Source organism: Deinococcus multiflagellatus (genome assembly GCF_020166415.1).
GTDB classification, from domain to species: domain Bacteria; phylum Deinococcota; class Deinococci; order Deinococcales; family Deinococcaceae; genus Deinococcus; species Deinococcus multiflagellatus.
Window position 1 is genome coordinate 124,799 of record NZ_JAIQXV010000011.1, and the last position, 18,517, is coordinate 143,315.

Annotated in this window: 20 protein-coding genes and 1 pseudogene; 5 read left to right on the top strand and 16 right to left on the bottom strand. The window is 68.6% G+C overall.

Going from position 1 to position 18,517, the window contains the following annotated elements; all coding sequences use genetic code 11:
- Positions 1–73: 73 nt before the first annotated feature.
- Together mglA and mglB are read right to left on the bottom strand one after the other, a co-directional pair.
- Entirely contained in the window at positions 74–664 is a 591-nt protein-coding gene (gene mglA, locus K7W41_RS13845; protein ID WP_221089081.1) for a GTPase MglA, read from the bottom strand.
- 29 nt (positions 665–693) lie between these two features.
- A complete protein-coding gene (mglB, locus tag K7W41_RS13850; protein WP_221089082.1) occupies positions 694–1,179 on the bottom strand; it encodes a GTPase-activating protein MglB in 486 nt (161 codons plus the stop codon).
- A gap of 163 nt (positions 1,180–1,342) precedes the next feature.
- Between mglB and K7W41_RS13855 the strand changes: the two genes are divergently transcribed.
- The gene (locus tag K7W41_RS13855; RefSeq protein WP_224609694.1) at positions 1,343–3,127 is read left to right on the top strand and encodes a phosphodiester glycosidase family protein; all 1,785 of its coding nucleotides are present in this window, start codon (positions 1,343–1,345) and stop codon (positions 3,125–3,127) included.
- Between the two features lie 12 nt (positions 3,128–3,139).
- On the opposite strand, the gene K7W41_RS13860 is transcribed toward K7W41_RS13855, so the two are convergent.
- The 5 genes from K7W41_RS13860 to K7W41_RS13880 all read right to left on the bottom strand — a co-directional run bounded on the left by K7W41_RS13860 (position 3,140) and on the right by K7W41_RS13880 (position 6,427).
- Positions 3,140–3,682: a 3'-5' exonuclease gene (locus tag K7W41_RS13860; RefSeq protein ID WP_224609648.1), complete on the bottom strand. Its 543-nt coding sequence runs from the start codon at positions 3,680–3,682 to the stop codon at positions 3,140–3,142.
- A gap of 161 nt (positions 3,683–3,843) precedes the next feature.
- Positions 3,844–4,761, bottom strand: a complete 918-nt coding sequence (locus K7W41_RS13865; protein WP_224609650.1) for a hypothetical protein — start codon at positions 4,759–4,761, stop codon at positions 3,844–3,846.
- A 66-nt stretch (positions 4,762–4,827) separates the two neighbouring features.
- Positions 4,828–5,316: a gluconokinase gene (locus K7W41_RS13870; protein WP_224609652.1), complete on the bottom strand. Its 489-nt coding sequence runs from the start codon at positions 5,314–5,316 to the stop codon at positions 4,828–4,830.
- 35 nt (positions 5,317–5,351) lie between these two features.
- Positions 5,352–6,245, bottom strand: a complete 894-nt coding sequence (gene uvsE, locus K7W41_RS13875) for a UV DNA damage repair endonuclease UvsE (RefSeq protein ID WP_224609654.1) — start codon at positions 6,243–6,245, stop codon at positions 5,352–5,354.
- Entirely contained in the window at positions 6,242–6,427 is a 186-nt protein-coding gene (locus K7W41_RS13880; protein WP_318010909.1) for a DUF2256 domain-containing protein, read from the bottom strand. Before K7W41_RS13880 ends, uvsE begins: the two co-directional genes overlap by 4 nt.
- A gap of 306 nt (positions 6,428–6,733) precedes the next feature.
- Between K7W41_RS13880 and K7W41_RS13885 the strand changes: the two genes are divergently transcribed.
- Positions 6,734–8,719 carry a carbohydrate binding domain-containing protein gene (locus tag K7W41_RS13885; protein ID WP_224609658.1) on the top strand — a complete coding sequence of 662 codons (1,986 nt, stop codon included), beginning with the start codon at positions 6,734–6,736 and terminating at the stop codon, positions 8,717–8,719.
- A 286-nt stretch (positions 8,720–9,005) separates the two neighbouring features.
- On the opposite strand, the gene K7W41_RS13890 is transcribed toward K7W41_RS13885, so the two are convergent.
- The 3 genes from K7W41_RS13890 to K7W41_RS13900 form a co-directional block, all read right to left on the bottom strand.
- The gene (locus K7W41_RS13890; protein ID WP_224609660.1) at positions 9,006–10,094 is read right to left on the bottom strand and encodes a 3-deoxy-7-phosphoheptulonate synthase; all 1,089 of its coding nucleotides are present in this window, start codon (positions 10,092–10,094) and stop codon (positions 9,006–9,008) included.
- Positions 10,095–10,396: 302 nt separating this feature from the next.
- Complete coding sequence (locus K7W41_RS13895) at positions 10,397–10,702, bottom strand: hypothetical protein (RefSeq protein ID WP_224609662.1); 306 nt, start codon at positions 10,700–10,702, stop codon at positions 10,397–10,399.
- A gap of 178 nt (positions 10,703–10,880) precedes the next feature.
- A complete protein-coding gene (locus K7W41_RS13900) occupies positions 10,881–11,525 on the bottom strand; it encodes a TetR/AcrR family transcriptional regulator (protein WP_224609664.1) in 645 nt (214 codons plus the stop codon).
- A 155-nt stretch (positions 11,526–11,680) separates the two neighbouring features.
- Here K7W41_RS13900 and K7W41_RS13905 point away from each other — a divergent pair, with 155 nt between their 5' ends.
- Positions 11,681–12,484 carry an SDR family NAD(P)-dependent oxidoreductase gene (locus tag K7W41_RS13905; protein WP_224609666.1) on the top strand — a complete coding sequence of 268 codons (804 nt, stop codon included), beginning with the start codon at positions 11,681–11,683 and terminating at the stop codon, positions 12,482–12,484.
- Positions 12,485–12,767: 283 nt separating this feature from the next.
- Here the strand turns inward: K7W41_RS13905 and K7W41_RS13910 are convergent, their stop codons facing one another.
- Together K7W41_RS13910 and K7W41_RS13915 are read right to left on the bottom strand one after the other, a co-directional pair.
- Positions 12,768–14,012, bottom strand: coding sequence for a VanW family protein (locus K7W41_RS13910; protein ID WP_224609668.1), 1,245 nt, complete (start codon positions 14,010–14,012; stop codon positions 12,768–12,770).
- 126 nt (positions 14,013–14,138) lie between these two features.
- The gene (locus K7W41_RS13915; protein ID WP_224609670.1) at positions 14,139–14,549 is read right to left on the bottom strand and encodes a fasciclin domain-containing protein; all 411 of its coding nucleotides are present in this window, start codon (positions 14,547–14,549) and stop codon (positions 14,139–14,141) included.
- 285 nt (positions 14,550–14,834) lie between these two features.
- Here K7W41_RS13915 and era point away from each other — a divergent pair, with 285 nt between their 5' ends.
- Entirely contained in the window at positions 14,835–15,755 is a 921-nt protein-coding gene (gene era / locus K7W41_RS13920; RefSeq protein WP_224609672.1) for a GTPase Era, read from the top strand.
- A 164-nt stretch (positions 15,756–15,919) separates the two neighbouring features.
- Here era and K7W41_RS13925 read toward each other — a convergent pair whose 3' ends face one another.
- From K7W41_RS13925 to K7W41_RS13940, 4 genes are all read right to left on the bottom strand, one after another.
- Positions 15,920–16,396, bottom strand: coding sequence for a Nudix hydrolase (locus tag K7W41_RS13925; RefSeq protein WP_224609674.1), 477 nt, complete (start codon positions 16,394–16,396; stop codon positions 15,920–15,922).
- Positions 16,396–16,929, bottom strand: a complete 534-nt coding sequence (locus K7W41_RS13930) for a YfiT family bacillithiol transferase (RefSeq protein WP_224609675.1) — start codon at positions 16,927–16,929, stop codon at positions 16,396–16,398. Before K7W41_RS13930 ends, K7W41_RS13925 begins: the two co-directional genes overlap by 1 nt.
- Positions 16,926–17,258, bottom strand: coding sequence for a nucleotide pyrophosphohydrolase (locus K7W41_RS13935; RefSeq protein WP_224609677.1), 333 nt, complete (start codon positions 17,256–17,258; stop codon positions 16,926–16,928). Before K7W41_RS13935 ends, K7W41_RS13930 begins: the two co-directional genes overlap by 4 nt.
- A gap of 67 nt (positions 17,259–17,325) precedes the next feature.
- Positions 17,326–17,817, bottom strand: coding sequence for a DUF4384 domain-containing protein (locus tag K7W41_RS13940; RefSeq protein WP_224609679.1), 492 nt, complete (start codon positions 17,815–17,817; stop codon positions 17,326–17,328).
- Between the two features lie 151 nt (positions 17,818–17,968).
- On the opposite strand from K7W41_RS13940, the pseudogene K7W41_RS13945 reads away from it, so the two are divergent.
- Positions 17,969–18,517 (top strand): annotated as a pseudogene (locus K7W41_RS13945) (ATP-dependent zinc metalloprotease FtsH); the annotation flags it as partial.

An 18,517-nucleotide genomic window follows, 5' to 3' on the forward strand; every position in this document is an offset into this window, starting at 1 on the left:
TAGCCATCCCCCATAAGCCATGGGCCATGCGCCGGGGTCTCCCCCATAGCCCATGGCCCAGAGCCCAAAGCCCTTACTTGTTCTGCGACAGGCGCTCCAGCACCAGACGGCTGACCGTCTTCAGGGTCTCGAACACGCCCACGCCCTTGTCGGACATGGCTTCAAAGACCTGCAGTTCCTGCTTGGGATCAATCACGGCGCGGATCATGGAGGTCGGCAGGGCGTCGGGAAGGTCGCGCTTGTTGATCTGCAGCACGATGGGCACGTCGCGCACGTCAATGCCGTGTTCCTGCAGGTTCTCGCGCAGGTTGCGCATGCTCTCGGCGTTGGCGCGCAGGCGGTTGGGGGCGCTGTCGGCCACGAACACGATGCCGTCCACGCCGCGCAGAATCAGCTTGCGGCTGGCGTTGTAGAACACCTGCCCCGGCACGGTGTACAGGTGAAAGCGGGTCTTGAAGCCCTGCACCGAGCCCAGGTCCAGCGGCAGGAAGTCGAAAAACAGCGTGCGCTCGTCTTCGGTGGCCAGACTGACCATCTCGCCGCGCAGGTGCCCAGGCACCTTGGAAAACACATGCTTGAGGTTGGTGGTCTTGCCGCTCATGCCGGGGCCGTAGTACACGATCTTGCAGTTAATTTCACGCGCCGCGAAGTTGATGGTGCTCATGGGTGTCCTCCTGAAGTGTGCGCGCGGCCTTAACCGAGCAGGTCGTCGAGCAGGGACGCCGCACCCTGGCTGAAGTCGTCATTCAGTTGCACGGGAGGCAGGTCCTTGAGTTCGTCGAGGATCGCCGCGATCTGCGCGATGGTCTTCTTGGCGTACACCTTCACCTTGCCCAGCGGCACGGAGGCGTCGAAAATCAGCGTGAGCAGCGAATCGGTGCCCACCGATTCCACGTACAGGGTGCCGTTCTCGCCCTGGTGAATCTGCTCGCTGAAGGTGCGCTCGCCCAGCATGTTCGCCAGCGCGGCGGTGGCGGCGGCGTTGCTGGCCACCAGCGTCGCCACACTGTCCAGGGCCGGGGGGCGGGGCGCCCACAGCGCTTCTTTGTGCGAAAGCACGAAACCCTTGCGGTCCACCAGCAGGCCGTAGCGCACGCCCGTGGTTTCCAGGAGCTCCTGAATGTGCTGATCCACGCGCTCAAACGCGTCGCCGTAGAGTGCCAGGGTGGGTTCGATCATATGCCCGTCAGTGTAAAGGCGTTTTTCATACAAGAGCCTGACTGAGGGTGCAGGTGCCGGCGGCGCCCCGCGCCAAGCTGACGAACGGCTCACCCACGCGCGCAGGCGCGGCACTACACTCGCCCGCGTGACGGTCAAGCGCAGGCGCGGCAATCGGCAGTTCATGGCCCTGGCACTGCTGGGCGCCCTTCTGGGGGGCGCGGCGGGCGCGCGCCCCGTGGCCATTGGGGGCCTGGTGCAGGGCGGCGCCGTGGACACCCGGCAGTTTGCCGGCGGCGAGGCCCTGGCCCTCTGGACATTGCCCCGGCTGGGCGTGGCCGTGCGCAACGACCCCCAGGACGTGCGGCTGCTGTACGGCACCCGCGAACTGCGCTACGCCCCAGCCACCGGCTGGCGGGCCGTGGGCTTCCCGTTGCCTCAGAAGTTGCCGCTGCCTGAACTGGCGGGCGGCAGCCTGTATGTGCCGCTGGCCGCCCTCACCGCCCTGGGGGTGCCAGTGCTGGCCGATACGCCGGGCCTGCTCAACTTTGCCGCCCCCGCCAGCGTGCCCGCCGACACGCTGCCGCCCTCGCCAGTGACGCCGGCCCCAGCGCCTGTGCCCACCCCCAGCCCAGTTCCCCCGCCCCCCGCCGCGCTGGACACGCAGCTGTCCACGGTGCGGGTCAGCCGCACCCTGCACCGCACCGTGGAAGTGCAGCGGGTGGTGCTGGAACTCACGGGCCCCGTGCCGCACACCGTCACGCGCGAGGCCCACGGCCTGAGCATCACGCTGCCCGGCGTGGGCGCGCAGCCGGGCACCCAGACGCTGGCCTCCGGCGACACCCTGAGCATCACCGCCGGGCCCACGGGCAGCGCCGTGTACCTGGGCACCAATGGCGGGCGCAGCGAGGTCTTTACCCTGGCCGACCCGCCGCGCATTGTCGTGGACACCACCACCTACACCGATGACCGCGTGCCGCCCCCCGTGAACCCCGACACCCTGCCTGAAGGCGTGACCTACCGCGTCATCGACAAACTGCACCTGCTGAGCTTCGATCCGGCCCTGTACGCCCCGCGCGTGGTCACGGCGCCCGCCGGCCGGGCCAGCGGCGTGGCCGATCTGGTGCGCTCGGTGGGCGGAATCGCCGGGGTCAATGGCGGCTACTTTGACCCCGCCAGCAACCTGCCAGTGGACCTCGTGGCCGTCGGCGGCCTGATGACGGCCCCCAGCCTCGAAAAACGCGCCACCCTGGGCTTTACCGCGCAGGGCGAGACGCTGTTCGGCTATCCCAGGCCCCGCTACGTGCTGTCGGGGCCCGGCTTCAGCGTGACCGTGAACACCGTGCGCAGCAAACCCGACGCGGCGCTGCTGACCGCCTTCGTGGGGGACGGCAGTACCCGCGTGGGCGCCGATACCCTGACCACGCTGCACGTCATCCCCGGGGCAACCACCGTGGCCCGCGCCGTCACCGGGGTGCATGTGCCCCCGGCGGGCACCCTGGCGTTCACTTTTGACCCCGCCCGTTTTCCACAGCTGCCCCAGGCGGCCGGCGCGCCTCTGACCGTCAGCCTGAACTGGCGCGCTGCCGACGCCCCGTGGGACAGTGCCCAGGACGCCCTGAGCGCCGGGCCGCTGCTGGTGCAGGGCGGGCGCGTGGCCCTGAACCCGGCGCGCGAGGGCTTTAACACCGCGGCCAACATCTGGCGCCCCACCCGGCAGGTGGCGCTGGGCACCCTGGGCGGGCAGCCCACCGTGGCCTACTTTGAGCACGGCACCCCCGAAGCCTTTGCGGCGGCCCTGGCGGCGGCGGGGGTGCGCGACGCGGTGCGCCTGGACAGTGGCAGCAGTTCGTCGGCCTATCTGGTGGGCGGCTACGCGGGGCTGGGCGGCTACCTGAACACCGTCTGGAGCCGCCCGGTGCCCAACGCGGTGGTGTTCGTGCCGCGCTCGGCCTCAGCGCGCAAGTAGGTCTGGGGGCGGCTAGACCCCCACGCCCAGGCGTTCCATCAGGCGCACGTAGGCCTGGGCGGTCACCTGCACGTCCCCGAAACTGCGGTGGCGGCCCCCCGGGGCAAAGTTCAGGCCCAGGCGGTCGGCCAGGGCGTTCAGGTTGTGGGCACGTTCGCGGGGGAAAGCGCGGCGCGAGAGCTGCACGGTGCAGTGCTCGGCCGCCGGCTGCCACTCCAGGCCGTGGCGGCGGGCATGCACGCGCATAAAGCCCCCGTCGAAGCCCACATTGTGCGCCACCACTGGCCAGCCATTCACGAAGTCCAGGAACTCCGGCAGTACTTCTTCAGGGGTGGGGGCGCCGCGCACCATCTCGTTGCTGATGCCGTGGACCCTCTCGGCGCGCCAGGGAATCAGCAGGGGCTGCCCGCCCTCGCCCGTGGGGCGCACCAGGGTCTCGAACTTCTGCGTTTCATCCACCTGGCCGTCCACAATGCGCAGCGCCCCAATTTCCACGATGCCGTCTCGCTCGGGCGACAGGCCGGTGGTTTCCAGGTCGAAGACAACGACGTTCACGCCCTGCAGGGTAGCGCAGGGCGTGGGCAGCGGGCGGGGTGCGGCATCACTCCCCCAGGGCCGTCCAGGGGAAGTCCCTGCAAAGGCGCCGGGGAGCTTTGGAACGTCAGAGGCGCGCGCTGTGCACCAGGGCCTCTTCTCGGCAACAGGCCCCGGTGTGTTCAGCGCACCAGCAGCGGTTCGTACGCGGTCTTGACCGCGCCGTTGGCGAAGGTCAGGCGGGCGATGGTATTCATGCTGGTCACCCGGCGCCCAGGCACGTCTTTGACGGCCAGGCTGAGGTTGGCCGTGATCGTGCGGCCCTGCTGGGTCACGCGGGGGTCCAGCGGGCCCGGGGTGCGGGTGGGCAGCCAGACCTCTTTTTCGGGCAGCAGCTTTTTCACGTACTGGCCACCCTGCACGTATTCGATCTCGTACTGAAATTCGGCGCGCACCAGGGCGCTCTGGGCGCCTTTGGTTTCAATCACCAGATCACAGCGCGCCGCCTGCCCCCGGGTGAGATAGGTGTTCACCCCGGCCGCCGACTTGCACGAGCGGAACGACCAGACGTTGAGCTTGGTGGGCCCGCCTGTCAGTGTGGCGGCGCTGGGGGCCGTGCGGGCAAGGTAGCCAGGGTCAGCTTCAATCACGAAGCGGGTGTAGGCCGGGTCCCAGTCGCAGTAGATGCGCGCGGTGCGGTCATCGGGGCTGGTGGCCAGCACCCGGTACTGGCTGCCGTCCAGGGCGTAGCAGTTTTCCAGGCGGCCCGTGTTGGAGACAAAGCCCATGGCCAGCCCCTGCACGGCGGCAAAGGTGGAGCGGTCCAGATCGGCGTTCACATCGTCATTGAACGAGTGCAGGCTGATGGTGGTAATGCGGCTGCCCGGATCACTGGACTCACGCTGCACTTCCAGCAGCTGCGCGCCGTTGCGCCGCAGCTCGTAGGTCCAGGTGCGCCCCGACTGATCCAGCAGCGCGCAGCCGTACTGCTGACAGAAGGTGCTGGTGGACACGGCACCGGCCGTGGCCAGCAGGCCGGCTGCGCCCGCAGAGGTGCCCAGCAGCAGCGTGGAAACAGCGGCAAATCGAAGCAGGGTCATGCCCAGAGCATAGAAGGCATGCCCCGCGGGCACACGCCACTTTGACCATCCCTCTTCAGCGTTTCTTCAGGGCAACCCCAGCAGCGCCAGCGCACGGTCACGCAGCTCGGCGGGGGTGTCTTCAGGGGCCACGTGCAGGGTCAGCACGTCGGTTTCGCTGGCCATGGGGGGTTCCAGGGCGGCCAACTGGGACGGCAGCAGGTCCGCGCCCACAAAGTGACCGGTACGCGCTTCCAGACGCCCGCGCACCAGGCTCTCGGGAACCTCCAGGTACACAAAACGCGTACCAGGCAGGCGCAGAATGTCGCGGTAACGCCGCCTAAGCGCCGAGCACGCCAGCACCACCTGGGGCCGCTCGGCCAGCAGGCGGCGCAGGGTCAGCAGCCAGGGCCGCCGGTCATCATCGGTCATGGGCACGCCCGAGGCCATCTGCGCCCGCGCCTGCTCCGAGTGGTAGTCGTCGGCGTCCAGAAAGGGCCAGTCGAGGGTCTCGGCCAGGGTGCGGCCCAGGGCGGTCTTGCCACTGCCAATCACCCCCATCACCACCACGCGCATACCCCAGTCTGAAGGGGAACGCCGGCCGCGCGGCTTTAGGGGGCGTTTAGCTTTTGCAGCGCGGCCAGGGCCTCTTCCTTGCCCTTGGCCTCCACCTCAATCCAGGGCACGTCGGCGTAGGCGCTGGGGACCGCGCTGATCAGGTGGCTGTGGCGGCGATCACCGGGCCCCTCCAGGCCGTTGCTCAGGTGCACCACCTGCCAGTCCGGGGGGTGCCAGGTGCGCCGCGCGGCCAGCACCCACTGGCGCACGCTGGGGTCTTCCTGGTCCGGCAGCTTCTCGCGCACCACATGGTGGTGGGCATCGAAAACCAGGGGCGTGCCGGTGGCCTCGCAGACGGGTAGCAAGTCAGCCGGGCCGTAAGCGCGCTCGTCGTTTTCTAGCCCCAGGCGCAGGCGCGCGCCGTCTGGCAGGTCAGGAATGACCGCCCGCAACTCGGCGGCGCGGCCTCCCTTGCCGCCGTGCAGCAGCAGCAGGTTCCAGGGGCTGCGCGCCAGCCCCAGGCCGTCCAGCACCCGGGCGTGGCTGGCCAGGGCCTGCACGCTGGCGGCGCGGACCTCGGGGCGGTCACTGTTGAGCACAATGAACTGTTCTGGGTGCATCAGCACGCGAATCCCGGCGTCCACAAACGCCTGTCCCGCCTCACGCAGCTGCGGCGCGAGGTGGTCCAGCACCGCCGGGCCGGTGTCATCCCCGGCCAGATCCAGCATGGGAAAGAGGCTGGAACTCAGGCGGTAGAGCCGGATGCCGCGCGCGGCGCAGAAGTCGGCGGCGCGGCGCACGCGGGCGATGTTGTCGGCATAGAGGTCCAGCAGCTTGGCCTCGCGCTCGGCGGGGGACAGCAGCTGGTAGCGCGAAAGGGTCACCGTGCGAAAGCGCACCTCTGGCCCCACCGTCATGCACACCAGGCCATAGGCGGGGCCAGTCATGCGGGCCTCGACTTGGCCTGTTTGCGGCAGCGGTCAGAGCAGTATTTGACCTGCTCCCAGTCGCGCGCCCATTTGCGGCGCCAGGTGAACGGCAGGCCGCACGCGGCGCAGACCTTGCTGGGCCGCTGGCTGGGGGGCCGCCCTTTTCCGAACGAGGCTTGCGTGGCCATTGCGCGCAGCATGCGCCGCCCAGTTTGCGGGCGACAGTGCCTGCGCTTGCTGTTTTCTTGGGGTTAGGAGACGAAAGAGGTGAGGGTTGCGAAAACGTATTCATCTCTACTCCTGGACTTGGCGTCGTCAGCAACATCAAAGGCAAACTCCTCTACCCATCCAGCCTTGACAGCGCTTTCATAACCTCTTACGCTGCGGCCAAGCAGTCCAACCTTGTCCGGCCCTGGCTTCGGGGCATCTCTGCACGTCGGGAGGCATCGTCCTTCTGGCGCTGGCGGCTGCTTTTCTCGCCTCTCGCTCCCTGCCCCGGAGGACCTATGCGCCAGCCTGCCCGCCTGAATATTTCCCGCCTGACCCTGCCCCTGACCGTGTTGCTGGCGGCCTGCACCCCCACCGCCGCCACCGAGCCCAGCCCTGTCTGGCAGGACGAATTTAGTGGCGCGGCCTTGAGCAGCCAGCGCTGGAGCCCGCAGATTGGCAACGGTTTCATGGCCGGCAATGACTACGTATCGGGCTGGGGCAACAACGAGCTGCAGTACTACACCGACCGGCCCCAGAACCTGCGCCTGGAGAACGGCGAACTGGTGATCACCGCCCGCAAAGAAACCTTCACCGGGCCCACCGGCAACACCAGCGGCACCTTTGGCTGGACCTCCGGGCGCATTCGCACGGCGGGCAAGTTCAGCCGCACCTACGGCCGCTTTGAGATTCGCGCCAAGTTTCCCCGGGGCAAGGGGCTGTGGCCCGCGATCTGGCTGCTGCCGGAAGAGCCCAACCCCTACGGCAGCTGGGCCGCCAGTGGCGAGCTGGACATTGCCGAGGGCTGGGGCAGCAAGCCTGGTGAGGTGGCGCAGACCATCCACTACGGCGGCCTGTGGCCCAACAACGTCTACTCTGGCAGCACGGTGAAGTATCCGCAGGGCGCCATGGACGACTGGCATGTGTACGCCGTGGAGTGGACGCCCGGGAAAATCCAGTGGTTCATTGACGGCCAGCTGACCTCCGAGAAGACCGAGTGGTGGAGCGCGGGGGGCACCCCGCCCAGCGGCGACGCCGATCTGCACCCCTGGCCCGCGCCGTTTGACCAGCCGTTTTATGTGCTGCTGAACCTGGCCGTGGGCGGCAACTTCGACGGCAACCCGGACGCCACCACGCCGAGCGCGGCCGAGATGCGGGTGGACTACGTACGCGTGTACGGCCTGGAGGCGGAAAAACAGCCTGCCGGCCAGCGGCCCAGGATGACCTACCCCTGGACCCCGGTGCCGGCGCGCCCCGCGCTGCCCGACGGCAATCTGGTGTACAACCCCAGCTTCGACTGGGCCGACACCGACCCGCGCGTCACCCCTGGCGCGCCCCGGCTGGAGGGCGTCAGCGGCTCGGCCTTCTGGACCCTGTTCACCAGCGATGGCAAGGTGACCCTGAGCAGCGACACCGCTGCAGACAACGCCCTGAAAGCCGACATTACAGCTCCCGGCAGCGTGAATTATGCCGTGCAGGTGCGCCAGGACGGCCTGAATGTGGAAGCGGGCGGCAAATACGAGGTGAGTTTCGAGGTCTGGGCCGCTCAGCCCCGCGCCATGATGGTGAAGGTGGGCGGTGGCCCCAACCGGGGCTACGCGGCCTATTCCGGCGAGCAGACCGTGCAGATAGGCACGGCCAAGGCGCGCCGCACCCTGACCTTTGACATGAAAGCCGTGACCGACGCCGCCGCCCGGCTGGAATTCAACCTGGGGAATGCCGGCGTGGGCCCGGTGTGGCTGGACAACGTGGTGGTGAAGCGGGTGGGCAACGCGGCGGGCGCGCGCCCCCCGGCCAGTGACGGCAACCTCCTGTACAACGCGGGCTTTACCCAGGACAGCCCCGCCCACCCCGGCATTGCGGGCGTGCCCGGCACCGCTTACTGGAGTACCTGGGAGAGCGGCGCGGGTGGCCTGAGCACCACCGCCAGCGGCGGCGAGGTGACCCTGAACGTGGCCCGCGTGGACCCGGCCAACAACTGGCATGTGCAGCTGAACCAGACCGACGTGCCCCTGGTGGCGGGCCAGACCTACACCCTGACCTTCTCTGGCCGCGCCAGCAGCCTGCGCGAGGTGGGCGTGGTGATTGGTGAAAACGGCGGCAGCTACGCCCGCTACCTGGACGCCAAGGCGGCCCTGACCCCCACGGCCAGGGGGTTCACGTACACCTTTACTGCCCCCGTAACCAATCCGGCGGCGCAGCTGCAGATTCTAGGCGCCGTGGGCCAGCCGGGCGAGAGCTACAGCCTGTCGTTCAAGGACTTCAGGCTGGTGCCAGCGAAGTAAGGCTGGGGCGAGCTGAGACGGAACTCAGGTGAAGGCGAGGGGTGAGCGGACTCGCGAAAGTGGCATCGCAGACTCGAAAAGCTCCCCACGAGAGCGAAGACGAGGACAGACGGGGCTCCGGCGATGGAAAAGCACCCCTGCGCTCTTCCCACTCTGCTTTGCAACCAGAGGAGTCCCGGATGCGAAGGCGCTGGCCCCATCATCACTTTGACGGGAGCCACCTGACACCACAACACCGCAAGGGGCCACCAGCACGCCAACTGGTGACCCCTGACGCGTCTCTTCCCTACCCGCCCACGGCCACCCGGCCCAGCGCGGCGTGGGCTTCGAGCAACAGGGTCTCGGTCTCGTCCCAGCCCACGCAGGCGTCGGTCACGCTGAGGCCGGGCACCAGGGTCGCCAGATCGGCGGGAATACCCTGTTTACCGGCCCTGAGGTTGCTCTCGATCATCAGGCCGCGAATGGCCGTCTGGCCGCTGAGGCGCTGGTGCAGCACGTCGCGCCAGACCAGGGCCTGCCGGGTGTGGTCCGAGCCGCTGTTGGCGTGCGAGCAATCCACCATCACCGCCGGGCTCAGGCCCGCCGCCGCCATCAGTTCGGCGGTCTCGCGCACGAATTGCGGCGCGTAGTTGGGCCCGCCCCGGCCCCCACGCAGAATGACGTGGCCGTCGGGGTTGCCCAGCGTATGCACGATGCAGCCCCGGCCGTCGTCGTCAATGGTGAAAAAGGCGTGTGGGGCGCGGGCGGCCACAATCGCGTCCACCGCCAGTTTGATGCCGCCGCCGGTGCCGTTCTTGAAGCCCATGGGCGCCGAGACCGCGCTCGCCATGACGCGGTGGGTCTGGGACTCGGTGGTGCGGGCGCCCAGGCAGGCCCAGGCCACCGCGTCGAACACGTACTGCGGCGCAAAAGGGTCCAGCAGTTCGGTGGCCACCGGCACCCCCAGTTCGCTCACCTGCACCATCAGGCGCCGGGTGAGTTCCAGGCCCTTGTTGATGTCGTTGGCCCCGGTCATGTCCGGGTCCAGCAGGTAGCCGCGCCAGCCCACGGTCGTGCGCGGTTTGTCCACGTACACCCGCATCTGCACTTCCAGGCGGTCCCTAACCCGCTCGCGCAGCGCCGAGAGGCGCTCGGCGTACGCCAGGGCCTGTTCGTGGTCGTGAATGGAACACGGCCCCACCACCACCAGCAGGCGGTCATCCTGCCCATGCACGATCTCCTGGGCGGCGCGGCGCCCGGCCAGCACGGTGCGTTCGGCAGCCGGGGTCAGGGGCCAGCGGGCCTTCAGGGCGCGTGGGGTGACCAGCGGGGTAAAGCCGCTGACATTCAGGTTCTCGGTGCGGCCAGGGGCAATGGTGGGCTCGGGGTGGGTCATGGGGGGGGTCCTCACAGGGTGAAAGAAGCCGCGCGCCCGGTGGCCTTGGGAGGCTCACCGGGCGGGTGGGAAAAGACAGCGCGCGTCAGGCCCGGTGAGAACCGAACCAATAAAAAAAGGGCGCGCGCGTGGGCATGGGCGCAGTCTAGGCGCCCGGCGCGGCCCACAGGGCCCGCCCGGTCTAGAGAGGACCCCTGCTGCCACCTGGGCGGGTGCTGAAACCGGCGGTTTTACGGGCCTGAGGGTGGAAACGTGCCGCTGACAGGGTTTGGGCCGCGCTCTTCCCATCATCCCCAGCCGGATCAGCCCTCGGCAATCTGGCGCAGCTTTTCCACGCGGGCGGCCAGGTCGTTCAGGTCCAGGGCCTTCAGGGCCTTGACGGTGCGGGTCAGGCCGGCGTCGTCCACGCGGCCCTGGTTCCAGCCCGCGATCAGCATGGCGCAGCCCTGCAGGGCGTCACTCACGGTTTCTTTGTGGAACATGGCGGCGAGGTTCCCGGGCTGGGCGGGGGCCGTCTGCTGGGCCTGGGCCTGCACGTCCAGCACCACCTGCATGAACACCTGATCCAGACGGGCGCGGTCATCGGGGGCAATCGGGGTTCCGGTCATGGGGCGCAGTGTAGTGGGCGCCGGGCCACCCTAAATAGCTCGCTGTTGATCTTTAGATCAACCGAGCGGGTTGGAACAGCTGCGTCGGAGAGCGAGAAGCGAAAAAAGTGCCTCGCCCTGAGAATGGAAACGTTTCTGCGCTGTTCTGAAACGTTGGCCTGGGGGAGGGGCGAGGTACTTAGGCGCACAGGCCGGTGTACAGGGCGGCCAGGGCCCCCTCCAGCGAGGGCCAGAACGCCACGCACAGCGGCGCCAGGGCCGGCTCACTCAGGGCCGCCTGCACGGCCGGGGCCGGGTCGCCCATGGGGTACAGGCCCGCCACCAGCGCCTGGGTGTAGGTCAGCAGCGCCAGCGCCCGCTCGGTGTCCAGCGCGGGCAGGGCGTGGACCAGGGCCGGCAGCAGGGGCTCCAGGCGCGACAGCAGCCACCGCTTATGCGCCAGCGCGCCCTCAGGGGTCAGGTTGCGCTCTAACAGCCCGGCGAGGTGCGGCATCAGGCGCGTCAGGTCCGCATGGTCGCGCAGCAGCGCCGTGCTCAGGGCGGCCAGCGAGGCGGGGGTGTGGGTGCCCCCCAGCGTCAGGTGCCGCTGCCAGTCGGCCAGGAAGTCGCCCAGCAGCGTTTCGTAGAGCGCCAGAAAAAGGCTTTCCTTGGTGGGAAAGTACCCGTATAGCGCGGCCTTGGTCAGCCCCAGGCGAGTGGCGACCGCCTGCAGGGTGATGTCTTCGTAGCGGTGGGCCCGCCACAGCGCATGGGCCACCCGCACCATCTCGGCGCGGCGGGCGGCTTTGGCCCCCTCGCTGCGCGCCCGAACAGAAGTCACCATGGGTTAATTATAGCAGGAGAAGCGTGGCACCGCTCCACTCGTCCAACCTAAACACCTCCTCGACACCATCCCAGATCCAGCCATTGACAAACTAACCCTTGGTTACTAAACTTCTCTTACTTACCCGGAGTTACTTATCCGGCAAGGAGGCCCCTATGACCCCATCTCCCGCCCTCGCCCTTGTGACTGGTGCCAGCAGCGGCATCGGTGAACACCTCGCCCGGCAGCTGGCGGCACGCGGCGCCCCGCTGGTGCTGGTGGCCCGCAGCGCCGAGCGCCTGCAGGCCCTGGCCCAGGAGCTCCAGGCCCGCCACGGTGTGCCCGTGCATGTGCTGCCCGCCGACCTGGCACAGCCAGGCGCCGCCCAGCGCCTGACTGATGAACTGCACGCCCGGGGTCTGTACCCCGAGATCCTGGTGAACAACGCGGGCCTGGGCACCTTCGACGAGTTCCTGCAGCAGACCCCCGAGGCCATTTCTGGCCTGATCGCCCTGAACATCACCGCGCTGACCGAACTGACGCGGCTGCTGGCGCCGCATATGGTCGCGCAGGGGCGGGGGCGCATTCTGAACGTGGCGAGCACCGCCGCCTTCCAGCCCGGCCCGCTGATGGCCGCTTACTATGCCAGCAAAGCCTACGTGCTGAGCCTCAGCGAGGCCCTGAACGAAGAGTTCCGCGCCCACGGCGTGAGCGTGACGGCGCTGTGCCCGGGGCCAGTGGAAACCGGCTTCCAGGCGGCCAGCGGCCTGGGCCGCAGCCAGTTGCTTCAGGGCCCGGTGCGGCTGGCCATGCTGAGCGCCGAGCAGGTGGCGCGCGCAGGGATTGACGCCATGCTGCGCGGACAGGCCGTGGTGATTCCCGGCCGGATCAACCAGTTGCAGATTGCGGCCCTGCGCCTGCTGCCGCGCGCCGTGGTGCCGCCCATGATCCGCCGCCTGCAGGCCCAGCGCCACGCCTGAGAGCGGTAACCACAAGACCTGCAGGTGAACCCTTCAGGTCTTGTGGGGCGAGCGGCGAGAGTGACCGCGACAGACAGCGGTTGGCGTGACGTTGAGGGGAGGAAAGCGCCCCCCTCAACGGAACGGAAGACCGCTCTGAGAGCGGCTGCCCGCTCCACCCTGGAACCAGAGGTCGCCCCTCAATTCCGCACACGCCCTTCGTTCGCCGCAGGATGACCCCGGGGCCACTCCGCCTGCTGCCTGCAACACAGAACCCAGCGCGCCCCAGAGACAGCTTTGCCCTTCAGCGCCGGGCGCGGGGGTCACCGGGCGCCACGGCGAACACACCGCCCCAGGCCCGGTAACTGCTGCGGATCACGTCGGTGCGGCGCGTGCCTCCCGGCCAGAGCACCTGCCGGACCACCCTGGCCTGTGCGCCGGGCGCGGGCATGTCCACGCGGCGCACCTCGTCCGGCGCCATGGCCGGGTCCACCATATAGGTGGGGGCGGGGGCCGCCACCACGCCACGGACCTGCACTGGCGCCAGCTGCACCCGGCGACCATCCGGGCGGGCGAACAGGTGAACAGAGAGCTGTTCCCGGGCCACATCCCACTCGGTCTGCACCAGGACCACACTACGAAAGTCGTTGCGCCATCGCAGGTTCTTGCTGGGGGCATAGACGGCGGCGTCCTGCCCGGGGTCGCCGTAGTAGCCTACCTGATACGAATGGGCGTGTCGCTCTGTAATAGGCACGCCCGAGCGCAGCGCGGCGCGGAAGACGGTGGTGCTCACCTGACAGAGCCCGCCGCCGTCCTCCAGCGCCAGGGTCCGGCCCGTGACCACGTAGCCGGGCCTGAAGCCAGTACGGGCGGCCACCGGCCCCACCAGGGCATTGAAATTGAAGGTGGCGCCCGCCGCAAGCCATGTCCCCTGCAGGCGCGCGGCCCCTACACGGATGTTGTGCACCCGGAACTCCGGGCTGCCCGCAACGGAGGACGTGCCGGTGGCGACATGCTGCAGGCCCTGCGCCTGTGCCCAGCGCACACTGCGCGCTGGGGCCCGCAACTTGACCGGCAGGCGCGCGTCATCCTGCCCCGCCCCCAGGGTGTTCAGCACCGCCCCATCGGCCGCGCGGCGGTCCAGCGTCCAGCCGGTAACAGCCTCGCCCACCCACCCCTGCGCGGTCCGGCGAAAGCGGATGTCACGGGGCACCCGCGCCTCTATACGGGCGTAGGCGCGGTCCAGGTCCCGTCTCAGGCCGGTCAGGTTGCCCTGCTGCCGGGCGGCGAGCACGTCCTGGGCACGCAGCGGCAGGGTGACCGAGCGGTGCAGCAGTGGCCGCTGCACCCGAGCGCCAACCAGCTGGGGCTCGGGCACACTCCAGCGCAGGGTGAGGGTGGCTGGCACGGCCGGGCGGGACGAGGCAGCCACCTGAACCGGGACGGGCGGGTTCGGTTCCGCCCGGGGTGGGGCCAGCGGGCTCAGCAGACTGCCCAGCGCGACGCCGCCCAGGGCCAGGAAGGAGACGACGTGCACAACAGGCTTCATGGGGATCACCAGGGATGTGGACGGGGGGATGTGGACGGGACGGCGGAAGGCCACAGAGCGCCCCACAGCGCGGCGGCCAGGAGCCCTGCCCCCAGCCGCCACGTCCCCATCCGGGGCCTGTGCCGCTCAGGGCATCAGAACCGTGTCCACCACATGAATGATGCCGTTGCTGGCGCGAATATCGGCGCGCGTCACGGTGGCGTCGTTGATCATCACCATGTTGCCCGAGGTGCTGATGTTCAGGCTCGCGCCGTTGACCGTCTTGGCCGAGCTGAGGCCTGTGACCTGCGCGGCCGTCACGCGGCCGGGCACGACGTGGTACAGCAGCAGGGCCCGCAGGCGCTCGCGGTCATTGAGCAGGGCGTTCAGGTCTGCGGCCGGCACCTTGGCAAAGGCCGCATTGGTGGGCGCAAAGACCGTGAAAGGCCCAGCGCTGCTTAGCGTGTCCACCAGCCCCGCTGCCTGAACCGCGCTGAGCAGCGTGCTGAAGTTGGGATCATTCGCCACGATGGCGGCAATGGTATTGCCACGCGGCACGGCACTTCCCCCACCCGCCACAACCATTCCGGGCAACATTAAGGCAACAAGCATGGCCAACTTCTTCATCGGAAGCCTCCTTAAAGAAACCTGCGTTTTGAATGACAGACCGCATCTGAACCATAGAGGGCATTCCTCTTGGTTGATATCAAACTAAATGCCAAGCAGGGCTCATACGGTACCAGCGCGCACAAAGAGAAAGAGGCGGTCTTTTAAATGGAGTGTGCGGCTACAGTTCGGCGCTCACGGTCAGGTGGGGCCCAAAAGTGAGACAATTGGTCTGTGATGACGGACCCCTCCCTGACCTCCGGCGAGCAAACCCACTCTGGCTTCGTGGCCATCGTGGGCAAGCCCAACGTCGGCAAAAGCACCCTGCTCAACGCCTTTCTGGGCACCAAGGTGGCCCCCACCAGCCCCCGGCCCCAGACCACCCGCCGGGGCGTGCGCGGCATTCACACCAGCGGCGAGCGCCAGATCGTGTTTGTGGACACGCCAGGCCTGCACAAGCCCAAAGACGCCCTGGGCAAGTACATGAACCACGAGGTCCACTCCGCCCTGGCCGATGTGGACGCCGTGGTCTGGGTGGTGGACCTGCGCCACCCCCCCACCGATGAGGACCAGTTGGTCGCGCGGCAGGTGCGCGAGCTGCCCAAGCCCCTGTTTCTGGTGGGCAACAAGACCGACGCCGCCAAGTACCCCGACGAAGCCATGAAGCTCTACCGCGCGCTGCTGGAGGGCCGGGACAGCGAGACCAGCGACACCATGCTGAGCGCCCAGAACAACCCGAACGCCGTGGCCACCCTGCGCGAGCAGCTGCTGGACGTGCTGCCCGAAAACCCCTTCTTCTTCCCCCAGGGGGCCGCCAGCGACCAGAGCCGCGAGATGTGGGCCGCCGAGATCATCCGCGAAGAAGCCATGAAAAAGCTGCGCGACGAACTGCCCTACGCGGTGGCCACCCGCGTCAACCGCTGGACCGAGCGCGAGGACGGCCTGCAGCGCATTGAGGGCGAGATCGTGGTGGAGAAGAACGCCCACAAGGGCATGGTGATCGGCGCGGGCGGCAAGCAGCTGCGCGAGATTGGACAGGCGGCGAGGAAGCAGCTGGAGGTCTTTCTAAGCCGCAAGGTGTTCCTGGGCCTGGAAGTGATCGTGATTCCCGGCTGGCGCGAGGACGAAGAAGCCCTGCGCGAACTGGGTTACGAGTAAGGGGCTGTGGGCTTTGGGCCATGAGCCATGAGGTCAAAGAAAGCGCCCCACTGTCGGGGCGCTTTTTTCTGTCCGCCTGTGAACATGACGGAGAAGCTGGGTTTTCGTTCGCGGTCCTGCCAACGAGACGGCGACATGCCCTCTGGGATCCCGTCCCCCATAGCTCATGGCCCAGGGCCCATGGCCTGTTCCCTCAAGGCATCCTCGTAAAACATCTTCGTGTGGTACATGCGAATCTGCCCGGCGTCGTACAGGGCCGCAAAGTCAGCCTGGGACACGAAGCGGACCTCCAGCACTTCATCGGGCAGCGCCGGACGGAAGGTGGAGTCCGGCAACGCCTCGGCCAGCCAGGCGTGGCGCAGCACCGGCACGCCGTCGGGGAAGCGGCCCAGGTACGCGGCCAGGAACTTCAGCAGGCGCACCCGGACCCCGGCTTCTTCCCACGCTTCACGCACCGCCGTGTCCTGGGGATTTTCGCCGTCCTCGACTGTGCCGCTGGGGATGTGCCACAGCCCGGCCTTCTGCCGCTGCTCGGGCACGCCCTGTTCGCGCACCAGCAGAATGTCGCCCGCATCATTCAGGATCACCACCCCCGCCGCGCGGTGGGAGACCGGCGTGTGCAGCTCTGGGCCAAACTGCATTACCAGCCTTCCCGCCCGCGCAGCCCGGTGATGTGGGCCACGTGGTGCTGGCCGTGCCACGCATACATGGCCAGCAACGTATCGAGCGTGTAGGTGCGCCCCTGCGCCGGGTGGGTCCAGGGTCGGGCCCAGGTGGCCGTGTCTTCCAGCGGCGTGCCGTACAGCACGGCCACAAGGCGCGTGTGCAGGGCGTCCAGCAGGGTCAGGCTGACTTCCGGCGGCAGGCGGCTGTCGGGCAGGTCGGCCCACAGGCCTTCCTCGTAGGGCTTCACAGCGGGGTTGTCTTCGGTGAGCGCCAGTTTCACCCGGGCAAAGGCATTCAGGTGGCTGTCGGCCACATGGTGGACCACCTGCCGCACCGTCCACCCCCCGGGGCGGTAAGGGGTGTCCAGCTGGGGCCCGGTCAGACCGCTGACGGCAGCGCGCAGGGCCTCTGGCAGGGTCCGCAGGGCCTGCAGAGCGGCGGCCCGTTCCTCTGGGGTCAGGTGCGGCGGCGTGGGCATGGGGCCCAGGGGATAACGGAGGTCGGTCATGGCTGGGCTCCCTCTTTTCTGGTCCAGCGGTCTGCGTCCCGGCCCTCCACCTTGGCCATCATGCGCTCAAAGCCCCGTTCCAGGCTCAGGCCGCGCTCGTTGGCCATGCACAGCATCACGAACAGCAGATCCGCCAGTTCCATTTCCAGGTCGCCCCGGTCCTCGCCGGGCTTGGGGGTCTTGCCGTGGTCGTGGGCGATCACGCGGGCAATCTCGCCGGTTTCTTCGGTCAGGCGCGCCAGCATCAGCAGCGGCGGAAAGTACCCCTCCTTGAACTGCGAGATATACGCGTCCACCCGCTCCCGGGCCTCCTCGAAGGTCAGACTCATGGCGGGCAGCATACCGGCAGCGGGCCTCCCCGCTGTGGGAAGGCCCGCCCGGCATCAGAGCACGCGGTCAGCGAATGTACAGGTAGGTTTCCTGCACGTCGCGGTCAGCGGTGTTGTAGGGCTGCAGGTAAGCGTCGCTCTCGGCGTTCCAGCGGCCATTGTCGTAGGTGCCGCGCAGCACGAGGTCCGTGGTGGGGCGCACGCGGGTAAAGATGGCGCGGATGCGCTGCAGGCCCCGGGGTTCGGCCACATTGAAGGTCACGCCGTCGCTGGCCCGGGGGAAGGTGGTGGTGCCCGCCTGCACGTAGGCGTTGCGCACCAGCACGCTGGCATTGCCGTTGCTCTGCAGGGCCAGCAGGGTCACGTACCCAGGGGCGCGGGTGGAAATGCTGACGCGCACGGCCTCGCCCACCGCGTAGGTGCTGCCCTCGCCCCGGTCCGGGCGCAGGCTGGTGATCAGGTTGCTGCCCGAGCCTTGCAGGCCCACGTTGGGGCGAACGGTCACGGTACAGGCGCTGAGGCCAAGGGCCAGCGAGCCGAGCAGAAATGCAGTGCGCATAACAAACAGCATAAGGAGCGGACCTGACGGAAAGCTGAGGCCCGGATCAGGGCCGCCTGCGGCTTGTCAGTCGGCCAAGCACCCAGGCGCCCCGCCGCCACATTGTGGGACAGGAAAAGACCGTGCCGGGCTGCGCGGCGTAGCATGAACCATGCGCCGCGCCGCCTGCCTGCTGACCCTGCTGCTGAGCCCGGCCCTGGCCCAGGGGCCCGCCAGCCCGGCCCCGGGCAACGAGCCCTACACCACCAACCGCTTTTTTGCCGATCTGCAGGCCGGGCAGGTCTCGCGCGTGGTGCTCAGCAGTGCGGGGCAGGCCACCGTCACGCTGAGCGCCCCCAGCGGTCCCCAGGTGAAATCCCTACTGGTGCCCCCGGACGGCGCGACGCTGGGCCGCATCCGGCGCGCCGGGGTGCCGCTGCAGGTCACCGCAGCGGGCAGCGGGCTGGCGTGGCTGGGGCAGGTGTTGCCGCTGCTGCTCACCGCGCTGATTCTGGTGGTGCTGTGGCGCTCTATGCGCGCGGGCAGCAGTGGCAACGGCGCGGCCAGTTTCGGGCGGTCGAAGGCGTCGGTGATCGGGGAGGGGCAGATCAAGCTGACCTTCGCGGACGTCGCCGGCTGCGACGAGGCCAAGACCGACCTGCAGGAAGTCGTGGACTTCCTGCGCCAGCCCGAGCGCTACCACCAGCTCGGCGCCCGCATC